Raw genomic sequence first — 17,778 nt, 5'->3', positions numbered from 1 at the left:
TGTCGTTTACCGGGGTAGGCCGACCTAGTCCCGACAAGGCTTAGCGGTCTGCCCCTACAAAAATATCATTAAAAATCAAGCGGTTCCTGTTTGCCCTCCGGCTTGCCTTCCACGCGCGCCCAATCAGTGAAATCCCTGACGCCGACGCGTTGCCGCCCCGATTTTTTGCCGCTACGCTCGTCAGTCCGTCCTTCGCCCAGGAGCGCGGCCGATGGAACACTGGCGATTGTCCTACCTCGGCATGCGGGCACATCCCGCATGAGCTGACCGAGTTCGAGCTGACCACCTTTTTCACGTTCTCGGCGAAGGAACGCGCGCTCATCGACGGGCACCGCTCCCACCTTTACCGGCTGGCCGTCGCCCTGCACCTGGGCTTCGTGCGCATGACGGGCCGCACACTCGACGGGTTCAAGCAGGTTCCCAAGAGCCTCTGGCACCACCTCGGCGAGCAGCTCGGCATCACCCCGCCCGATATAGGCACGCTGCGATCGCTTTACGACGGCCGGGCCGACACGCTGGTCGACCATCAAGTGCTCGCCTATCAGGCGCTGGGCTTCCGGCCGATGGCCGAGCATCAGCGCCGCTACGTTGTACGCTGGCTCAAGGAGCGGCTTTCCGGCCGCCAGGACCGCAGCAGCGCGCTGTTCGACCTCAAGTGCTGGCTCTACGAGCATCGCGTCCTGATCGTCCAGGACCGCACGCTCCGGCAGTTGATCGTGCAGGCTGTGCAGGATGTCGAGGCCGCGCTCACACGCAGCCTTGAGGCGGCGTATGGCGAGGCCACGCTCGACCAATGGGGCCTGCTGCTGCCGCGGCCGGAGGCCGGAGGCACGACGAGCCTTCAGCAATGGCTGTGGTCGGTACCGCTGCGCAACTCGACGCACCAGATGGGCGAGCTCTTCAACAAGATCGACCGGCTGACCAAGCTCGGCATCCACGCCGGCTGGCCCGCAGCCTGCACCGAGGCGGTCGTGCGGCATTACACGCGGCGCTGCGCCAATCGCCCGCCATCGGTGAGCAAGCGCATCCGGCAGCCGTCACGGCGGCTCGAAACCGCATGCTTCATGCGCTACGCGTTGTGCGTGGCCACGGACCAATTGCTCTGGATGCTCGGCCGCTGGCTGCGAAAAATCGTCAACGAGGCCAGCCGCAAGGTCGATGCCGCCCGCCCCGATTTGAAGGCGCAGCTGCGCGACTTCGCCGACGCCGTGAAGGCGCTGGCCGCGGACACCGAGCTGACGCGCGACGAGCTCGCCGAGCAGTTGAACACGCTGGCCGACACGGCGCTCGCGCAGAGCGGCCCCAGCCGGGCCAGCCTCGTGCGCGCGCAGTTGCTCGTCAAGCAGCGCGTCGCGCGCGCCATGCTCGCGAAGCTGCTGTCGTTGCCGTTTGCGGCACAAGCCGCGCACCCCGTCATCGATGCGTTGGAGCGGCTGCGCGAGCTCTACGGGCGCGGCGAGCGCGCGCTTCCGGAGGACACGGCGACTCGTTTGGGTCGCGGCTGGCAGCGCGCGATCGACGATGAAGATCGGTTGCGCGCGCTGATCGCCTTCGAATGGGCGACGCTTTCGGCGCTGCGCGTCGCGTTGCGCAACGGCTCGGTCTTCGTCGACCACAGCTTTGCGTTCCGCAGCCAGGCGACGCTGCTCATTCCGGACGACGTGTGGAAGGCACAGCGCAACCACTACTACGGCCACCTGAAACTGCCGCAGGATCCGAAGGAATTCCTCGAGCCGGTGCTCGAGCATCTCGACGCCGGGCTCGAGCGGCTCCTGGAAGCGGCCCAACGGGGCGAGGTGTGTATCGACACCGCCGTGCATCTCGACCCGCTCGTGGCCCAGCGCCCGGACCCGGCAGCGGAGGCGTTGCGCCGCGCGATTTTCGGCGTGCATCCGACGGGGCAGTTGCCGCGCATCATGCTCGAGATCGACAGTGAAACGCGCTTCAGCTGGTTGTTGCTCGGGCGCGAGCCGCGCTCGCGCAGCGAGTTGCTGATGATGTACGCGGCCGTGCTCGGGCACGGCACATCGATGTCGGCCGCCGAGATCGCGCGCATGGTGCCAGAGCTCTCGGCCAGCGCGATCCGGCAGATGATGAACCGCGTCGCGGACGAGCGCACGCTGCGGCAAGCCGCCGATGCCGTGCTCGAGTTCATGCACCGGCATCCGATCGCCGAGCACTGGGGCCGCGCCAATCTCGCCTCCTCGGACATGATGTCCCTGGAGACGACGCGCACGGTCTGGCAGGCACGCGCCGACCCGCGCCGGCGCACGGCGTCGATCGGCATCTACACCCACGTGCGCGATCGGTGGGGCATCTTCTACGATCAGCCGATCCTGCTCAACGAGCGCCAGGCCGGCGTCGCGATCGAGGGCGTAATCCGGCAGGAGAGCATCGAGGACGTGGCCCAGCTCGCTGTCGACACGCACGGCTATACCGACTTTGCGATGGCGCTCGCCAGGGGGCTCGGCTTCGACCTCTGCCCAAGGCTTTCACACCTGCGCGATCGTCGGCTGCACGTGCCGGTCGGCCACGTCGTTCCGGAGGAACTCGTGTTGGTCACCGACCGCGATGTTCGCCTCGAAGCGATCGAGCTGATATGGGATGAGTTCGTGCGCGTGACGGCCTCGGTACAGAGCGGACACTGCACGGCCGTGCAGGCGCTCATGCGCTTCGGCTCTGCCGCGCGCGGCCAGCCGCTTTACGACGGCGGCGTCGACCTCGGGCGGCTCCTTCGCTCGATCTTCCTGATCGATTTCTTCACGATCCCGCCGTTCCGCGGCGAAATGCAGCACGCCTTGAATCGTGGCGAGGCGGTGCATGTCGTCGAACGCGCGATCCACCAAGGCAAGATCCCCGTGGAGCTCACAAAACATCGTCATTCGTTGATGGCCGTTTCCTCGGCGCTGACGCTGCTGACCAACGCCGTCATGGCCTGGAACACGATGCACATGCAACGGGCGCTCGAGAACATCGAGCGGCTCGGCCAGATGCCGGTGCGGCCGGAGTACATGCGCGGCATCGCGCCGACGCGCCTCGAGGGGATCAACCTGCGCGGCACGTTCGATTTTCCAGTCGCCGACTATGCCCATCGGCTCATGCCGAGTCTGGTCGTCAGCCCAGGGCCGTCCTCGCGGCATGCAGGTTGAATAGAAGGAGCGGCGGGTTGGCATAAAGCGACTTCGTTGCTATACGGGAGAAATTCAAGAGCGTCGCAGCTCAGGACTTGGTTCAATTTATTGCTTTGACGCACAAGGCCAAGCGTTGGCAAACGCACTTCGCAAAGCTGACCAGTCGTCTTCGTATAGCTTTTCAGGATGATCAGTGGCCCACTTTTGAAAGACGAGCACCATTTGTCGCTTAGAGACCGCCAAATTTTGGCGGGACTCGTCTGTAGGTGGGCAGGATTTTAATTCTGCTCTTCCGTAGTCTCTGGTTGTTCGGCCATCGTAAAACCCAACAATGTACCCAAAGCAGTAACTGTCGCTGGAATTATCTCGGGCACATTCGCGCGCAAGATCCTCAGCGGTGTCAGCACACGCGTGCCCCTGAAAGCCGAAAAGCAAGAGTAGCAATAGACTCAAGCTGCAGAGACGGTTCGCGTTCATCTTTTCATCGTCCTTCCGATTGCCGGCACGGAAATACTCGACATCGCCCCCGGCATTGCCCGCCACGACATCGCCGCTCGATACCGTTGCTGCGTCGCGACCCCGGAGTTTCTGTCCAAGGTGGGAGCACCAAACGGTAGGGCGAAATCGGGGATCGCAGTCGAAACGATCGTTTCTCTGCCCCTCTTCATGATCTATCGACGTTCGGAGCAATCAGCGCTCGGCCAACGTCCGAAACGAGCGCAGCGTCTGGGAAAAATCCCTCTCCATGGAGCCCCTGGAGTATAGGATCAAACTCACTGTAGGTTACTACGCCATCGCGGGCCTTCGCTGCCAATTCGGCGAGTTGATCGGCGAACGATTCGATCCGAATTCGTTTTCGATCAATCCCGTCTTGATCCAACCTCGCCGGACCGCTTTGTACAAAGCGAATCGAATTCGCACGCACATAGTCGGCCAGATCCGTGAGCGCTCGCGCGCTGTTTCGAGACATGTCGCACCTCCTTCCGTTCCGATAGGTTTCTTATGTGCCAAGCTATTCGTCGCCATATTGAAAACCTAGGCCGAACCCAAGAGCTATTGCCTTTTCACCCACCGCTTGAAGAGAAACGCCGCCGGTCAGTATCTGTGTAAAACCTGAGCCAATCAAAATGATAAGCGCCGCAGAGGCATGAATCAGATGAAATTTTTCGTCAATAGAAAAATTTGGTTCAACTCCGGCTTCTGTCAGGCGTCGTGAGATTTGCAACCTTCCGCCATGTGCATAGTCGCACATCGCGCGCCAGTGCTTACTGTGCAATCCAGAAAACTGGCTTACCTCAAACTCTGGCTCATTTTCCAGCTCGGCAATCATCTCCCGCACTTTTGGAAAGTCTTTGTCTTTTTCGCCTGTCGCAAATGAGCCCAACCAATCCGCCTTCGCGCAAAACTGAATCCATCGTCCCCTAACATACGCCTCATAAGCTGAACGAAGGAGCGCGAATGCTGATGCGCTCAGATCAATTTTAATTAGCTCAACAATCGCCTGAGTGTGATCTAAGGCAAGGGAATAAAAAAAAGCGGCAAGTTGTTGTTGAATCCCGCTTTCTACTTGCTTACCGTCCACCTCGTTCCACAGCCAAGCGACGAGCGCGTCCAGCGCGTGTAGCGAGTTCTTAAAATCGTCGAGATGCCGATTCCCCGGCAGCGGAGCCTCCATTTTGCCGATCGCACCCGCTGCGGAGTCATGGCTAGTGGTGTCAGACATGGCGCTCCCTCTTTGGGCGGCCCATTTTCGTTTAGCACTCTGCCGCCTGGAGCGCTAATATTTCTTCACACTACCTCTAGTGGCATTGGTCCACTATTAGCAATTTGCTTACTCGCGACGCCGGCGGCAACACACGCCGCAAATGAGGGAAGCTAGTCGATTAGCACATGCAAGTCGACGCGCGAGGCGACGGCGCGCACGACCTTCTGCGTGCCGTGACCGGGGTTCGCAGCCGTCTCGACCGACACGAGCCCCGCGGCAAGCAGCGCGTCGATGTCGCGCTTCACGGCGCTGCGATCACGATGCAGGCGTGCAGCGATACTCGTGATCGAGGCCGGCTCGGCCTTGATCGTGCGAAACAGGCCGATGCGCGCCTGCGTGAGCAACTGCGCGGCTTCGGCCGGGTCCTCGAACGTGACGATGTGGGTTTCGGCGAGCGGCTCACCGCGGTCGGCCTGCCGCGCAAGGCGCTTGCCTCGTGCGAAAAAGTCCGCTTCGGTGCCGGTTCCGATCTGTGTCCTGGTCATGATGAACTCCGCAATGCGGTCCAGTCACGCGCGAACTGGTCCTCGATGTCCTCGAAGCTGACGAAGTCGACCGGCTCCACTTGGCCGAAATAGTGCCGATGATGGTAGCCGTGCGCGTTGTCGTAGCCGATCACCCGGCCATTGTCGCCCTGATAGAGCTCGCGGTTGATATAGGCGAGGTTGTAACGGGTGACCCGGCCGCTCGCGTCGACCCAGACCTCGCGCCTCAGCTCACCGTTGCCTCGCCGTTTCGTGATGACGTGGCGCTCGTCATGGATCTTCGTTTCAGCCATGACATAATTTATCATATCTGCTTGGTTTGCGCAAAAGCACCGTCGACCAGCGCGCGCAACTGCGACAGGTCCGTTTTCGCGTACGCGGCCGTAGTCTGCACCGACGCGTGCCCGAGCAACGCCTGCGCGGCGGGCAGCGGCACCTGATGGTCGACGACGAGCGTCCTCGCGTAGGCATGGCGCAGCCAGTGCGGTGAGGCGCGGCGCAATGCTGCGGCGCCGGCCGGGTCGACGGGTTCGAGCGGCGCGGCGGCCGCGAGGAAGATCGCCTTGACCTCCTCGTAAAGCCCCGAGCCTTGCAGCGTGCCCCCCTTCAGGCCGTGGATCAGCGCCGCGTGCTCGTACGGGCTCGGCTGCGGCGGCAATCCGCGCAGCTGCCGGTACGTTTGCAGAACGGGCACGCAGAGGGCCGGCAACGGGATCGCGCGCGGCTTGTGTCCCTTGCCGAGCACGGAGAGCGTCCAGGCGCCGCCGTCCTCAACCTCAAGCTGCGGCAGTTGCGCCTCATCGGACCAGACGAGCTCGACCAGGCGCACGCCCGCGTAGCGGTAGAGCGTCCAGATCGCCCGGCGCCGCGCCGTCACCAGCGCGTCGTCGCCGGTCGCGGCGTCGGCCACCCACGCGTCGCACGCGGCAAGCAGCGCCGGCGGCAGCATCCGCTGCGGCGCGAAGTTCGCGCGCGAGCGGTTGCCGCGTACGAGGCCGGCGGCTGGATTCGCGCTCAGATACCCGGTCTCGGTCCAGTAGCGAAAGAGGCTCGCCACGACCGCGAGCGCCCGAGCCGGCATGGCGTCCGAGGGCTTGCGCGGCACTACGCTCGGCGTGTCTGCGACGGCGGGGCGCAGCGCCTGCCGGTACGCCAGCAGGTCGTGGCGCGTGAGATCCGAGAGTGGCCCGAGCTCTTGTGCCTCGCACCAGGCGATAAGCCGCCGCAGCTCGGCCCGGTACGCGCGCAGCGTGTGGGGCGAGCGGCTCGCGCGATCGCGCAGGAAAAGCGCGACGGCCTGCGCGTCGTCGCCGACGCCGAGCGTGTTCGTCGCGCTCGTGACGGCGGCGAAACGCCCGGCGCGCGCGAGCCAGGCCAGCAGCGGGGACGGCATGGCGACGAGCGCCGCGGCCACGTCCTTCGACTCGCCCGGCCGCGCTGGCCACGCGGCGTCGGCTGCGCGCTTGAAGCGCCGCCGGTGCGCGTGCAGCACGCGCGCGAGCACCGCCTCGGGCGCCGGCGCCGCGTCGACGGCGACGGTGCGCGCCCGGCCCCGATCCCAGTATTCGACCACGGCAGGCTGGTCGAGCAGCAGGCGCAGGATGGTCGGGCGCGCGGCCTTGGCCTCGGCGAGCGATGCGTAGCGACCCTTGATCGCCGCGAGCGTCCAGCGCATGTAGACGACGTGCCCAAGAGCGTCGGCGACATACGCGAGCGCGGACTCGAGGCTGTCCGGCAGCCGCCGCGGCGGGGCGACGCCGGCGTCGATCCAGTCGGCCGGATTCAGCACGCCACTCATGAGGTTTTCGCGCGCTTGGCGGCGGGCTTCGAGAGTGCGCGCGTGCGCTTGGCCGTCGCGAGGCCGGGCGCAGCGGCGGGTGAGGCCGGCGCGCGCCGCGGGGTGCCGGCCGAGCCGGTCGCAACAAGCCGCATGAGTTCCTCGAGCTGCGCGTGCTAGCTCGCATGCACGGCCTTGAGCGCCAGCGCCTCGCCGACGGCCTGCTGACGCGCGGCGCGCTCGCGCGTGAGCTCGGCTTCGCGCTGCTCGCGCTCGCCCTCGAGCGCGGCGATGCGCCGCTCGGCGAACTTCAGTTGCGAGGCGAGCTGTGCGTGCTCCTTCTTGAGGACCTCGCGCTGATGGGCGGTCTCCTGCAAGAGCTGCTTCGCGAGCGCCTCGTAGCGGTGTTGGGCCTGCGCAAGCCCCTCGGCGTGCGCGCGCTCGCGCACGGCCCGCTCGGCCGTCGCGGCGGCGAGCCGCGCCTCGCGCTCGCTGGCGGCCGCCTCGAGCGCGGTACAGCGCTCGTCGAACAGCATCCGCTGCGCGCGCGCCTCGGCGAGTTCGGCATCGCGCGCCGTGAGCGCCGCGCGCAGGTCGCTGATTTCCTGGCGCAGCAGCTCGACGCGCAGTTCGGCGTCGGTGCGGGCGGCCTCGGCCGCCGCGATCGCCTGTTGGGCGTCGGCTTTCAGGCGCACGACGTCGTCGAGCTGCACGGCCACGGCCGCCTGCCAGAGCGCGCGCATCTGCTCGGCGATCTCGGGCGGAATCTCGGGGATGGCGATCTCGGCGAGCCCTGTGCGCACGACCTCGGCTTCGACCGCATTGAGCGCTCGCGCGAGCGTGGCCGGGTCGCCGGCGCCGAGCCGCGCGCGCAGCTTCCGGACCGAGACGATCTGGCGGAAGCGCAGGCCGCTCGCTGGCGCGGCGTCGCCGGCCTCGGCGAGCATCGCGAGCACGGCGGAGCGGATCTGCTCGGGGCTGACGGCGGCTGGACGGGGCATGAGGAGCTCCAGGTACGTAGCGGGGATTGTCCGGCCCAATTATTCCACACGATCCTAACAAGTGCATGAAAACGCACGAATTTGCCACGATGCGAAATCGCCGGAAGCCCGCGCCAGTAGGCGCTCGCGCGGCAGGCGACCGATGCATGAAAAGTGCCCCATCAAGAAAGTCCGCAGGCGAGGAGGGGGACCGCGCAAAGGCCGCCGCGGCGATCGCCGGCGCGTGGGCGGGCCGGACCCTCAAATGCCCCCGTGCGACCGCGTCACGGCCTCGTGGAACCGCTCATGGCGCGCGGCGGGAACGCGGCCACCCCGCCAGCGCCAAGCCGCTGTAGGCCCTCTATCCGCACCGACGGATTCGCCCTATACCGCTTTCGCGGCCTCGCGGCAACAGTGTTCGGGACAATGGGACGCCAGATGGGACAACGGGACGCTAGTCGGGACACGAATGGGACAGCGACGGGATGCCCTATGCGCCGTCGCGCCGAGCGACTCCGCAGCTCGCGCTCGTCAGACGCAAAAAGGGCCGCGCCCGGTTGCCCGGTGCGCGGCCCTTCGCGTGGCGAATGCGCTTCGTTACACTGGCTTGTGCGACTTGAGCCACTCCTTCACAGCCGTAGCCAAATTGTCCCTTATGGGTTACAATTCTCGCATGTTCAAAGTTCTGACGACCCCCCAGTTTGGCAAATGGCTTGACGGGCTTCGCGACCCGGTCGGTAGCGCGGCAATCAACCTGCGCATCGAGCGGGCGAAGCTTGGCAATCTCGGCCAGTGGCGCGCAGTCGGCGACGGCGTCAACGAAATGAAGATTGATGTGGGGCCGGGATATCGGGCCTACTTCGTGCGACGCGGAAAAATTATCGTCGTGGTGTTGTGCGGCGGGGACAAGTCGACGCAGAAGAAGGACATCAAGCTAGCGAAGCAAATCGCTGGCGAACTGGAGGATTGAGTATGAAAATCAGCGAACTGGCCGAGTTCGATGGCTCGAAGTACCTGAAGGACGAGGAAACGATTCGTCATTACCTGGCGCAAGCGTTCGAGGATGGAAACCCGCGGCTGATTCAAGCCGCGCTCGGGAACGTCGCGAAAGCGCGCGGCATGACAGCGCTCGCGCGCGAGTCCGGCGTGAAGCGTGAAGCGCTCTACCGCGCGCTGTCGGAAGGTGGGAACGCGGAATTCGCAACGATCATGAAAGTTGTGGGCGCGTTGGGGCTGCACCTGACCGTTGCGCCGGCCGAACCTGCGCCGGTGCCCGCGCCGGCAACAACGCGTGCACGCTCGCGCGTTCGCACGGCTGCGCACGCGTAACGCCATCGACGGCCGGATGCGCGGCGTTGCACTGGACTGCGCGCTACGCCGCAACCGGCGCCGGCGGAATCTCGTAATCGTCGAACGCCACGACCTCCTCGCCGAGCCAGTCGTTCAGCTCGGCGAAGCGAGCCTGTAGCGGCCTGATTTCGTTGCGCCCGAACACGCGCGCGGCGGTGTCCGGCGTGCCGAACCCGCCCGAGTTGCTCGGCACGATGCCGAGCAGTTGCGGCGGCACGCGGTGCGCGGCGAGCAGATCGTCGCGCGTCACGTTCTTGATGTTGAAGAACTCGTCCTTCGCGGCGACCTCGGACACGGGGATGAGCTGGATGCCGTCCTTCTTCCCGCCCGGCGCGTACATAAAGACGTTGCGGAAGTTGCCCGGCCCCTTCGCGTTCTTTAACGCTTCCCGCATGTTGTCCACGTCGTCCTGCTTCTGCGCGGCGTCCGTCATGTAGAGGATGAAGCCGGCGTGGCTGCCGTTCTCGTAGTACTTCCGGCGGAACAGCGTCGACGATTCGTTCAGCCAGGCCGAGTGCAGCGAGCTCAGATACTCGGGCAGGCCGTAGACCTCCTGGTTGATGTCCGGCCGCACGAGCTGGAACACGCTGCCGGGCTCGAACTCGTGCCGGTCCTGCCAGCCGTTCACATACACGAAGCCGCTGAAATCCGCCTTGCGCCGCATGTACTTCGCGAGCGCGGGCTCGAGCCGCAGCGTGCCGCCGAACACGTTCCGGCGGCGCTCCAGGTAGCCGTTGCCGAACGTCAGGAAATCGAGCGCCCACCGCTCGAACGCGTGCCGCGACAGCCAGCGGTGCGGGCGGAATGTCGACGCCAGCACGTTCGCCTTGAAGAACAGCGCTGAGCTATGGTGCGTGCTCGCGCGAAACGACTTCGCCAGGCCGGCGAAGCTGACGGGCGGCTCGAACCACTCGCCGTTCGACCAACACTCGACGTAATCGAGAATCTCGGCCCGGTTCATGACGGACGTGGGATCGTCGAACGTGAAGACCTCGGCGCGCGCCGGCGCGGCGCTGCCGGCGCTCGAATTGGGCGCGGCCGCGAACGTGCGCGGCGCGCGCGATCGGCGCTTGCTCATGAGTAGAACTCCGTGAAAGAAGAAGAATGAATGCCGCCGCCGGCGAGCGGCTCGCGGTCGATCGCGTGCAGGCAGGCCCACGCCAGGTCGGCGTGGCCCGTCTCGTCGTTGCGGCCCGCGGTGTAGGTGGATTGGCGGCCGCTTGCCGTCATCGTCTGCTTGATCGCCATGAACGACGCGGCCAGATCGATCCACCCCGCGTCGAATTGCAGGCGGCCGTTGCGGATGACGGACTGGCCCTTGAGCACGAGGCGGGTTTTCACCTCGGGCGAGTAGTTCAGCGCGACGGCGGCCGGGAAGAATTTGCACACGAGCTGATAGACGCCCTGGCCCATGCCCGTCGTGTCGATCGCGATGTAGCCGACGTTGTAGCGCTGCGTGATCGCCTCGATCGCCGCGGCCTGCTCTTCGAAGTCGTTGCCGCGGAACTGGTGACGTTCGAGCACGCGGAAGGCGCCGCCGTCGACGCGCGGCGGCGCCACGACGACGAGCCCCGCCGAGTCGCCCGTGAGCGCCGGATCGTAGCCGACCCACACCTCGCGATAACCGAACGGCCGCAGCAGCAGCGGCGAGAAGTCGTCCGCCCATTCTTCCCACGAGTCGACCATGCAGCGCTGCAGGTCCGACAGCTTGAACACCGACAGCGAATCGTCGATGAACTGGCACATCAGCAGATTCGCGAATTCCTCGGCGCTGTACTCGCGGCGCAGCTCGTCAATGTCGAACAGGTCGCAGCCGCCCGCCATCGCGTCGAGCACGGTCACGATCTGCCGCCACTGCGCGTCCTCGCACAACATGCCGCGCACGAGCGCCTCGTGGCTCGTGTCGATCTGGATGCGGTCGGCCGCGGCACGGCCGCGGTTCGCGTGCGCGCCGCTCCAAAACGCGTACGCCTCGTGCGTGACGCTCGACGGCGTGCTGAAGTAGGTCTTGCGCCAGCGCTTGTGCATCGCCATGCCGGATGCAACCTTGTTCAGCTCGCGGAACTTCGGAACCCAAAAGTATTCGTCGAAATAGAAGTTGCCGTGGTAAGACTGCGCGGTACGCGCGTTCGTCCCCAGGAAATACAGCGTCGCGCCGCTCGGCAAGATGATCGGATCGCCCGTGAGCTCGACGTCGGCGGCGTCGCGCGCGAACTGCGTGATGTACTGCTTGAAGACGTGCGCCTGCGCCTTGCTCGCCGATAGGAAGATCTGATTGCGGTCGGTGTCGAGCGCGTCGACGAGTGCCTCGCGCGCGAAGTACCACGTCGCACCGATCTGCCGCGACTTCAGGATGTTGCGCGTGCGCTGATCGCCGTTCCGATACCAGACCTTCTGATAGTCGAACAGCGAATCGCGGAACGCTTCGATGATGCGCTCGTGCTGTTCCTCGCTGATTTCGTTGCGCGGCGCGCGGCGCTTCGGGCCGGCGTTGCGCGACGCAATCTTCGGGTTCAGGTCCGATTCCTTGCCCGTCTCGTCGTACTTGCGCACGCGCGCGAGCCGCTCGACCTGTCGGCCGAGTAGATCGATTTCCTTGTAGTCGCCGCCGTCCTTCTTGTCCTTCGCAATCAGCACCATCATGCGCACTTCGAGCGATGCCTCGATGCGCTCGATGGGTGTCGCATCCTTCCACTTTTCGCGGCGGCACCACGACGCGACGGTCGCGGGTTTCACGTCGAGATGGCGGGCGATCGACGAGAGGCGCCAGCCCTGCCAATAGAGCGTGCGCGCGACCTTGCGCACGTCGTTTTCGAGCTGATGGGAGTCCGTAGTTTCAAGCATGCGGCCAAGCGTAGGCCGCCGCGCACGCGCGAGCACGCGCAGCGGACTGTACCGGCGTGAGCCACAAACGCCACTCGTTGAGCCGTAGCGCGTGAACGTCGAACATGAGAACCACGCTCACTCAACCACGTTCGACCCTCTCTATGGCAAGCAAATCGAAATTCTTCCGCGTCGCAGTGGAAGGCGCGACCGTCGACGGTCGCGAGATCAAGCGTGAATGGCTCACGCAGATGGCGAAAAACTACGACCCGAAACTGTACGGCGCGCGACTGAACATCGAGCACATCAAGGGCTGGGCGCCGCTCTCGAATTTCAACCCGTTCGGCGCATACGGCGACGTGATCGCGCTGAAGGCGGCCGAAATCGAGACGGCCCGCTGAAAGGAAAGATGGCGCTGTTTGCGCAAATCGATCCGACCGACGAGCTCGTCGCGCTGTCGAAGAAGCGCCAGAAGATTTTCACGTCGATCGAAATCAACCCCGACTTCGCGGACATCGGCGAGGCGTATCTCGTCGGGCTCGCCGCGACCGACGACCCGGCGAGCCTCGGCACCGAAGCGCTGCAATTCGCCGCGAAGCGCACGAACAACGTGTACTCGGCCGCGTGCGAAACGTCGATCGAATTCGAAGGCGCGACCGAGACGGCCGGCCTCAAGGAATGGGTGAAGGGCCTGTTCGCCCGCAACCGCGAGAACGACGACGAGCGCTTCGCCGACGTGCGCGAAGCCGTCGAACAGGTCGCGACCCATGCGCACGACACGGGCCGCGAAGTCGCAACGCTGAGCGCGGCCGTGACGAGCGCCACGAGCGCGGCCGCCGACGCGAAGAAGCGCGCCGACGAAGCCTTCACCGCCGTCGAAGCGCTCACCGAGAAGCTGTCGAACACCGACAACGGCGCGCCGCAGCGCCCGCCGTCGACCGGCTCGACGGGCGAGCTCGTCACCGACTGCTGACCCATCCCGCACACCACACAGGAGCATTCCCCGATGAGGAAGGAAACGCGCAAGGCGTACGAAGGGTACGCCACGCAAATCGCCAAGCTGAACGACACGGGCGACGTGTCGAAGAAGTTCGCGGTCGAGCCGACCGTGCAACAGAAACTCGAAACCAAAATCCAGGAATCCAGCGCGTTCCTGAAAAGCATCAACATCCTGCCCGTGATCGAGCTCGAAGGCGAAAAGCTCGGCCTGTCCGTGTCCGGCCCGATCGCGAGCCGCACCGACACCACGAAGGCCGCGCGTCAACCGGTCGACCCGACGGCGCTCGACAGCAATCGCTACCGTTGCGAGAAGACCGACTATGACACGGCGATTCCGTATCGCAAGCTCGATGCGTGGGCGAAGTTCCCTGACTTCCAGCAGCGCATCCGCGACGTGATCGTGAATCAAGCCGCGCTCGATCGCATCATGATCGGCTGGCACGGCGTGAAGGCGGCCGCGACGACCGACAAGCAGGCGAATCCGCTGTTGCAGGACGTCAATATCGGCTGGCTGCAACAGTACCGTGACCGCGCAGCGCAGCGCGTGCTGCACGAGGGCAAGCAGGCCGGCAAGGTGCTCGTCGGCAAGGCCGGCGATTACGAAAACCTCGACGCGCTCGTGATGGATATCGTCTCGTCGATGATCGATCCGTGGTTCCAGGAAGACACGGGCCTCGTCGCGATCTGCGGCCGCGAGCTGCTGCATGACAAGTATTTCCCGATCGTCAACACGACGCAGGCGCCGACCGAGCGGCTCGCGGCCGACCTCATCGTGAGCCAGAAACGCATCGGCAACTTGCCGGCCGTGCGCGTGCCGTTCTTCCCGAAGCGCGCGCTGATGGTGACCAAGCTCTCGAACCTGTCGATCTACTACCAGGAAGGCGCGCGCCGGCGCACGCTCAAGGAAGTGCCGGAACGCGACCGCATCGAGAACTACGAATCGTCGAACGACGCCTACGTCGTCGAAGACTTCGGCTGCGGCTGCGTGGCCGAAAACATCGAGCTGGTGGCGGCATGACGATCAACACGCCCGCTCGCGCGCACTTCGAACGCGTCTCGGCCGCGCGCGCGGCGGCCGCCGTGTCGCCCGGCGAGACGATGAAAGGCGCGACGCCGTATGAGCTGATGCTCGCGAAGCTCGCGGCCGACCGCCGCGCGCTCAAGGGCATTCAGTCGATCGAGCGGAAGGTCGAGCTGAAACGCAAGCTGCTGCCGGAGTACGCCGACTACGTGGCGGGCGTGTTGAACGGCGGCCGCGGCGCACAGGACGACGTGCTCGTGACGGTGATGGTCTGGCGGATCGACGCCGGCGACTTCGACGGCGCGCTCGCGATCGCGGCCTACGCGCTCGCGCACGGCTTGGCGCTGCCCGACCAGTTCGAGCGCTCGCTCGCGTCGCTCGTCGCCGAGCAATTCGCCGACGCCGCGCTGTCGGCGTTCATGGATGGCGGGACGTTCGACGCGGCGAGTCTCGAGCTCGTCGACGACCTGACGCGCGACGCCGACATGCACGACCAGGTACGCGCGAAGCTATACAAGGCGCTCGGCTACGCGACGCAGGCCGCCGCGCCGGCGCGCGCGCTCGACTATCTGCGCCGCGCGGTCGCGCTGAACGATCGCGTTGGCGTGAAAAAGGACATCGACCGGCTGACGAAGCAGGTCGAAGCCGCGGGCCGTCCGGGCGACGGCGCCGACGGCACGTAAAGAGCCCACCTCGGCATGGCGGCACCGGCGCACAGGCCCCACGCCTGACGGTTACGGACCTGGTGCGCCGGTCCACCGCCACCTCATTTCGAATCGACCATGAACAGCTTTGTTGCCACCGCCGCGCCCGCCGTCACGGCCACACCGATCGACGGCGCGCTGACGAACGACGGCTTCTTCCCGGACATCGACCTGTCCGCGCTGCGCGATGCGATGCGCCTCGACGGCACCGTGACGGCCGAGCGGCTGCGGCACGCCGCGCGCGATGCGATGCTGACCGTGAACGACGAGCTCGCCGCGTGGCGCGCACGGCAGCGCGCGGCGGGCGCGACGACGCTTGCCGACGTGCCGGCCGCGCGCATCGACGGCGAATCGGCGCACGTTTTGCGCTACCGGCGCGCGGTGTACCACCTGACGCACGCCGACGTGACCGAGAAGTACCGCGGCTACGACACGACGAAGAGCGGCGGCCAGGCGGCGGCCGAGCTCGCGGAAACCGTCGACGAGTCGCGGCGCAATGCGCGGTGGGCGATCAGCGACATCCTCGGCATCGCGCGCTCGACGGTGGAACTGATCTGATGGCCCGCCCCATGTACCGCATCCGGCAGTTCGCCCGGTCACGCGTCTACCTCGGCCAGCTGTATCAACCGGGCGCGTACCAGGTCCAGCGACGCGTGGCGGTCCTGTTCTGGGGCGAGATCGCCTATTGCTCGCGTCGCTCCGAAGCTGAGGCGGCCATACGGGGGGACGTTCTCGCCCGCCGGGTGGCTCGGATCAAGCCGCGCGTGCGCGGCGTATTTGGGCGCGACGGGCAGGAGCTGACGAAGTGAAGGTCGCCGCGCTCCAAGGCGAGACGCTCGACGCGCTGTGCTGGCGGCACTACGGCAGCACGGCGGGCGCGGTCGAAGCCGTGCTGGAAGCGAATCCCGGCCTCGCCGAGCTCGGCGTCGTGCTCCCCATGGGAACCGTCGTGGCGATGCCGGAGCGCAGCGCGATCGAGCCGACGCAGCCGCTGCTGCAACTGTTTGACTGACCGGAGCCGATTGAATGGCTGAACCGAACACCTCTTCGGCCGCGGCGCTGTTCGCCGCGGTCGGCCTCGCCGGCATCGCGCCGGGCGTCGACGGCGACGCGCTGATCGGCGCGTTCGCGGGCGCGGCGCTCGTCGTCGTCACGTCGAAAGACCTCGGCCTCGCGAAGCGCGCCGCATACATGCTCATCTCGCTCGTGATGGGCTACCTCGCCGCGCCTGAAATCATCCACGCCGTGCCGATCCGCTCGACGGGCGTCGCCGCGTTCTTCGCGGCCGCGCTCGTGATCGCGGTCACGCTGACGCTGATCGAGCGCGTGAAAGGCATGGACCTCTTCGCGCTGTTTCGCAAGGGAGACTGACGTGCATGTCTCGTCCGCACTCGTCGCGCTCGCCGCGCACCTGGCCGTCATCGTGCGCGTGCTGACCTACCGCAAGAACGGCGCGCGGCATCGCTTCCACGTCGCCTGGGCGGCCTGGGTGATCGTCGCAATTTCGGGCGGCTCGGCGATCGAGCTGCTGTTTCATCCGAAGCCGACCGGCTTCTTTCACGCGGCGCTCGCGGTTCTGCTCGCCGTGTTGGTGTACCTCGCGCGCGGCAACGTTGCGCACCTCCTACGGAGTGACGAAGCGTGAACATCCTTCGATTCAACGATCACGGCGCGGAAGTCGGACTGCAGCAGCGCCTCGTGCGCGCCGGCTATCCGGTCGACGTGTCGCACCTCTATGACGAGCAGACCGAGCGCGCCGTCCAGACGTTACAAGCAGCCGCGGGCCTCGTCGTTGACGGCATCGCCGGCCCGAAGACGTACCGGGTGCTTGCCAGCGGGCAGCGCGATCCGAAGCACCTGACGGACGCCGACCTCGTGCGCGCGGCCGACACGCTCGGCGTATCCGTCGCGTGCGTGCGCGCCGTCAACGAAGTCGAGTCGCGCGGCGTAGGCTTTCTGGACGACGGCCGGCCCAAAATCCTGTTCGAGCGGCATGTCATGTATCAGCGGCTCGGCGTGAATCTCGGCAAGGACGCGGCGGATGCGGCCGCCGCGCGTTGGCCGGGCGTCGTCAATCCGAAGCGCGGCGGCTACCAGGGCGGCGCCGCCGAATACGTGCGGCTCGACACCGCGGCGCGCATCGACGCGGCATCCGCTTACGAGTCGGCGAGCTGGGGCGCGTTCCAGATCATGGCGTATCACTGGAAGCGCCTAGGCTACGCGAGCGTCGACGAATTCGTGTCCCGTATGGAGCTGGGCGAAGCCGAGCACCTCGACGCGTTCGTGCGGTACGTCGCGGCCGACAAGAAGCTGTTGGCCGCGCTTCGTGCCCGGAAGTGGGCGGCGTTCGCGGAAGGCTACAACGGCCCGGCATTCGCGATCAACCTGTATGACGTGAAGCTCGACCGCGCGTATGCGAAGTACGCCGGCACGGGCAAGGCGGCCGCATGAACTTCTCGCGCCTCATGCCGTGGCTGGCACTGCTCGCGTTGATCGCGCTCGTCGCGAGCTGTCAGCACGGCCGCGCGCTGCGCGCGCAGCTCGACCGGGCGACCGACGACGCGCGCCGCGCGAAACACGAGGCGCAAGCGAGCGCCGCCGTGATCGAGCGCCTGTTGGCCGATGCCAAGGCGAAAGATGCGCAGCGCGCGCAACTCGATCGCGCACGCGCCGGCGTCGACGCGACGCTCGCGACCTATCGTAACGAACTGCGGAGACTGATCGATGAAAACGCCGCCGTGCG

20 protein-coding genes and 2 pseudogenes are annotated in these 17,778 nt (G+C 66.1%); 13 read left to right on the top strand and 9 right to left on the bottom strand.

The features are described 5' to 3' along the window. The first annotated feature begins 211 nt into the window (after positions 1–211). Positions 212–3,149 (top strand): annotated as a pseudogene (locus WS69_RS15090) (Tn3 family transposase). Positions 3,150–3,236: 87 nt separating this feature from the next. Here the strand turns inward: WS69_RS15090 and WS69_RS35670 are convergent. From WS69_RS35670 to WS69_RS15065, 7 genes are all read right to left on the bottom strand, one after another. Beyond that, positions 3,237–3,608, bottom strand: a complete 372-nt coding sequence (locus WS69_RS35670) for a Rap1a/Tai family immunity protein (protein ID WP_442854907.1) — start codon at positions 3,606–3,608, stop codon at positions 3,237–3,239. A gap of 187 nt (positions 3,609–3,795) precedes the next feature. After that, on the bottom strand, positions 3,796–4,101 hold the full coding sequence (locus WS69_RS33365; protein ID WP_156438152.1) for a hypothetical protein: 306 nt from the start codon (positions 4,099–4,101) through the stop codon (positions 3,796–3,798). Positions 4,102–4,143: 42 nt separating this feature from the next. Then, on the bottom strand, positions 4,144–4,854 hold the full coding sequence (locus WS69_RS15085) for a DUF6988 family protein (protein ID WP_059471548.1): 711 nt from the start codon (positions 4,852–4,854) through the stop codon (positions 4,144–4,146). Between the two features lie 152 nt (positions 4,855–5,006). Then, a complete protein-coding gene (locus WS69_RS15080) occupies positions 5,007–5,381 on the bottom strand; it encodes an HVO_A0114 family putative DNA-binding protein (protein WP_059471547.1) in 375 nt (124 codons plus the stop codon). Then, positions 5,378–5,674: a toxin-antitoxin system TumE family protein gene (locus WS69_RS15075; protein ID WP_059471546.1), complete on the bottom strand. Its 297-nt coding sequence runs from the start codon at positions 5,672–5,674 to the stop codon at positions 5,378–5,380. The genes WS69_RS15080 and WS69_RS15075 overlap by 4 nt, the downstream gene beginning before the upstream one ends. A gap of 11 nt (positions 5,675–5,685) precedes the next feature. After that, positions 5,686–7,179, bottom strand: coding sequence for a tyrosine-type recombinase/integrase (locus tag WS69_RS15070; RefSeq protein ID WP_231747146.1), 1,494 nt, complete (start codon positions 7,177–7,179; stop codon positions 5,686–5,688). 155 nt (positions 7,180–7,334) lie between these two features. Beyond that, positions 7,335–8,159 (bottom strand): DNA-binding protein, encoded by an 825-nt coding sequence (locus WS69_RS15065; RefSeq protein WP_197419264.1) that lies wholly within the window; start codon positions 8,157–8,159, stop codon positions 7,335–7,337. 652 nt (positions 8,160–8,811) lie between these two features. On the opposite strand from WS69_RS15065, the gene WS69_RS15060 reads away from it, so the two are divergent. After that, positions 8,812–9,108 (top strand): type II toxin-antitoxin system RelE/ParE family toxin, encoded by a 297-nt coding sequence (locus WS69_RS15060; RefSeq protein ID WP_050042452.1) that lies wholly within the window; start codon positions 8,812–8,814, stop codon positions 9,106–9,108. A 2-nt stretch (positions 9,109–9,110) separates the two neighbouring features. Next, positions 9,111–9,467 (top strand): addiction module antidote protein, encoded by a 357-nt coding sequence (locus WS69_RS15055; protein WP_004202809.1) that lies wholly within the window; start codon positions 9,111–9,113, stop codon positions 9,465–9,467. A 43-nt stretch (positions 9,468–9,510) separates the two neighbouring features. Here the strand turns inward: WS69_RS15055 and WS69_RS15050 are convergent, their stop codons facing one another. Together WS69_RS15050 and WS69_RS15045 are read right to left on the bottom strand one after the other, a co-directional pair. After that, positions 9,511–10,566: a phage portal protein gene (locus WS69_RS15050; RefSeq protein ID WP_059471545.1), complete on the bottom strand. Its 1,056-nt coding sequence runs from the start codon at positions 10,564–10,566 to the stop codon at positions 9,511–9,513. Beyond that, a complete protein-coding gene (locus tag WS69_RS15045) occupies positions 10,563–12,332 on the bottom strand; it encodes a terminase ATPase subunit family protein (RefSeq protein ID WP_059471544.1) in 1,770 nt (589 codons plus the stop codon). Before WS69_RS15045 ends, WS69_RS15050 begins: the two co-directional genes overlap by 4 nt. A 143-nt stretch (positions 12,333–12,475) precedes the next feature. Between WS69_RS15045 and WS69_RS15040 the strand changes: the two are divergent. The 10 genes and pseudogenes from WS69_RS15040 to WS69_RS14995 form a co-directional block, all read left to right on the top strand. Beyond that, positions 12,476–13,284, top strand: a pseudogene (locus WS69_RS15040) (GPO family capsid scaffolding protein). A 33-nt stretch (positions 13,285–13,317) separates the two neighbouring features. Next, complete coding sequence (locus WS69_RS15035) at positions 13,318–14,328, top strand: phage major capsid protein, P2 family (protein WP_050042446.1); 1,011 nt, start codon at positions 13,318–13,320, stop codon at positions 14,326–14,328. Then, on the top strand, positions 14,325–15,014 hold the full coding sequence (locus WS69_RS15030) for a phage terminase small subunit (RefSeq protein ID WP_059471543.1): 690 nt from the start codon (positions 14,325–14,327) through the stop codon (positions 15,012–15,014). The genes WS69_RS15035 and WS69_RS15030 overlap by 4 nt, the downstream gene beginning before the upstream one ends. A gap of 99 nt (positions 15,015–15,113) precedes the next feature. Further along, positions 15,114–15,593: a head completion/stabilization protein gene (locus tag WS69_RS15025; RefSeq protein ID WP_059471542.1), complete on the top strand. Its 480-nt coding sequence runs from the start codon at positions 15,114–15,116 to the stop codon at positions 15,591–15,593. Further along, on the top strand, positions 15,593–15,844 hold the full coding sequence (locus WS69_RS15020) for a hypothetical protein (protein ID WP_050042443.1): 252 nt from the start codon (positions 15,593–15,595) through the stop codon (positions 15,842–15,844). Before WS69_RS15025 ends, WS69_RS15020 begins: the two co-directional genes overlap by 1 nt. After that, complete coding sequence (locus WS69_RS15015; protein WP_059471541.1) at positions 15,841–16,047, top strand: tail protein X; 207 nt, start codon at positions 15,841–15,843, stop codon at positions 16,045–16,047. The genes WS69_RS15020 and WS69_RS15015 overlap by 4 nt, the downstream gene beginning before the upstream one ends. A gap of 14 nt (positions 16,048–16,061) precedes the next feature. Then, entirely contained in the window at positions 16,062–16,406 is a 345-nt protein-coding gene (locus WS69_RS15010; protein WP_004524439.1) for a putative holin, read from the top strand. A gap of 1 nt (position 16,407) precedes the next feature. Next, positions 16,408–16,680, top strand: coding sequence for a phage holin family protein (locus WS69_RS15005; RefSeq protein ID WP_050042441.1), 273 nt, complete (start codon positions 16,408–16,410; stop codon positions 16,678–16,680). Further along, complete coding sequence (locus WS69_RS15000) at positions 16,677–17,486, top strand: N-acetylmuramidase domain-containing protein (RefSeq protein WP_059471540.1); 810 nt, start codon at positions 16,677–16,679, stop codon at positions 17,484–17,486. Before WS69_RS15005 ends, WS69_RS15000 begins: the two co-directional genes overlap by 4 nt. After that, on the top strand, positions 17,483–17,778 hold a 296-nt coding region (locus WS69_RS14995; protein ID WP_059471539.1), incomplete at its 3' end, for a hypothetical protein. The genes WS69_RS15000 and WS69_RS14995, both read left to right, overlap by 4 nt.

Source organism: Burkholderia sp. BDU5 (genome assembly GCF_001522845.1).
In the GTDB taxonomy this organism is placed as follows: domain Bacteria; phylum Pseudomonadota; class Gammaproteobacteria; order Burkholderiales; family Burkholderiaceae; genus Burkholderia; species Burkholderia mayonis.
Note: the sequence above shows the minus strand (reverse complement) of the source record. Positions and strands in the feature narration are given on the sequence as shown.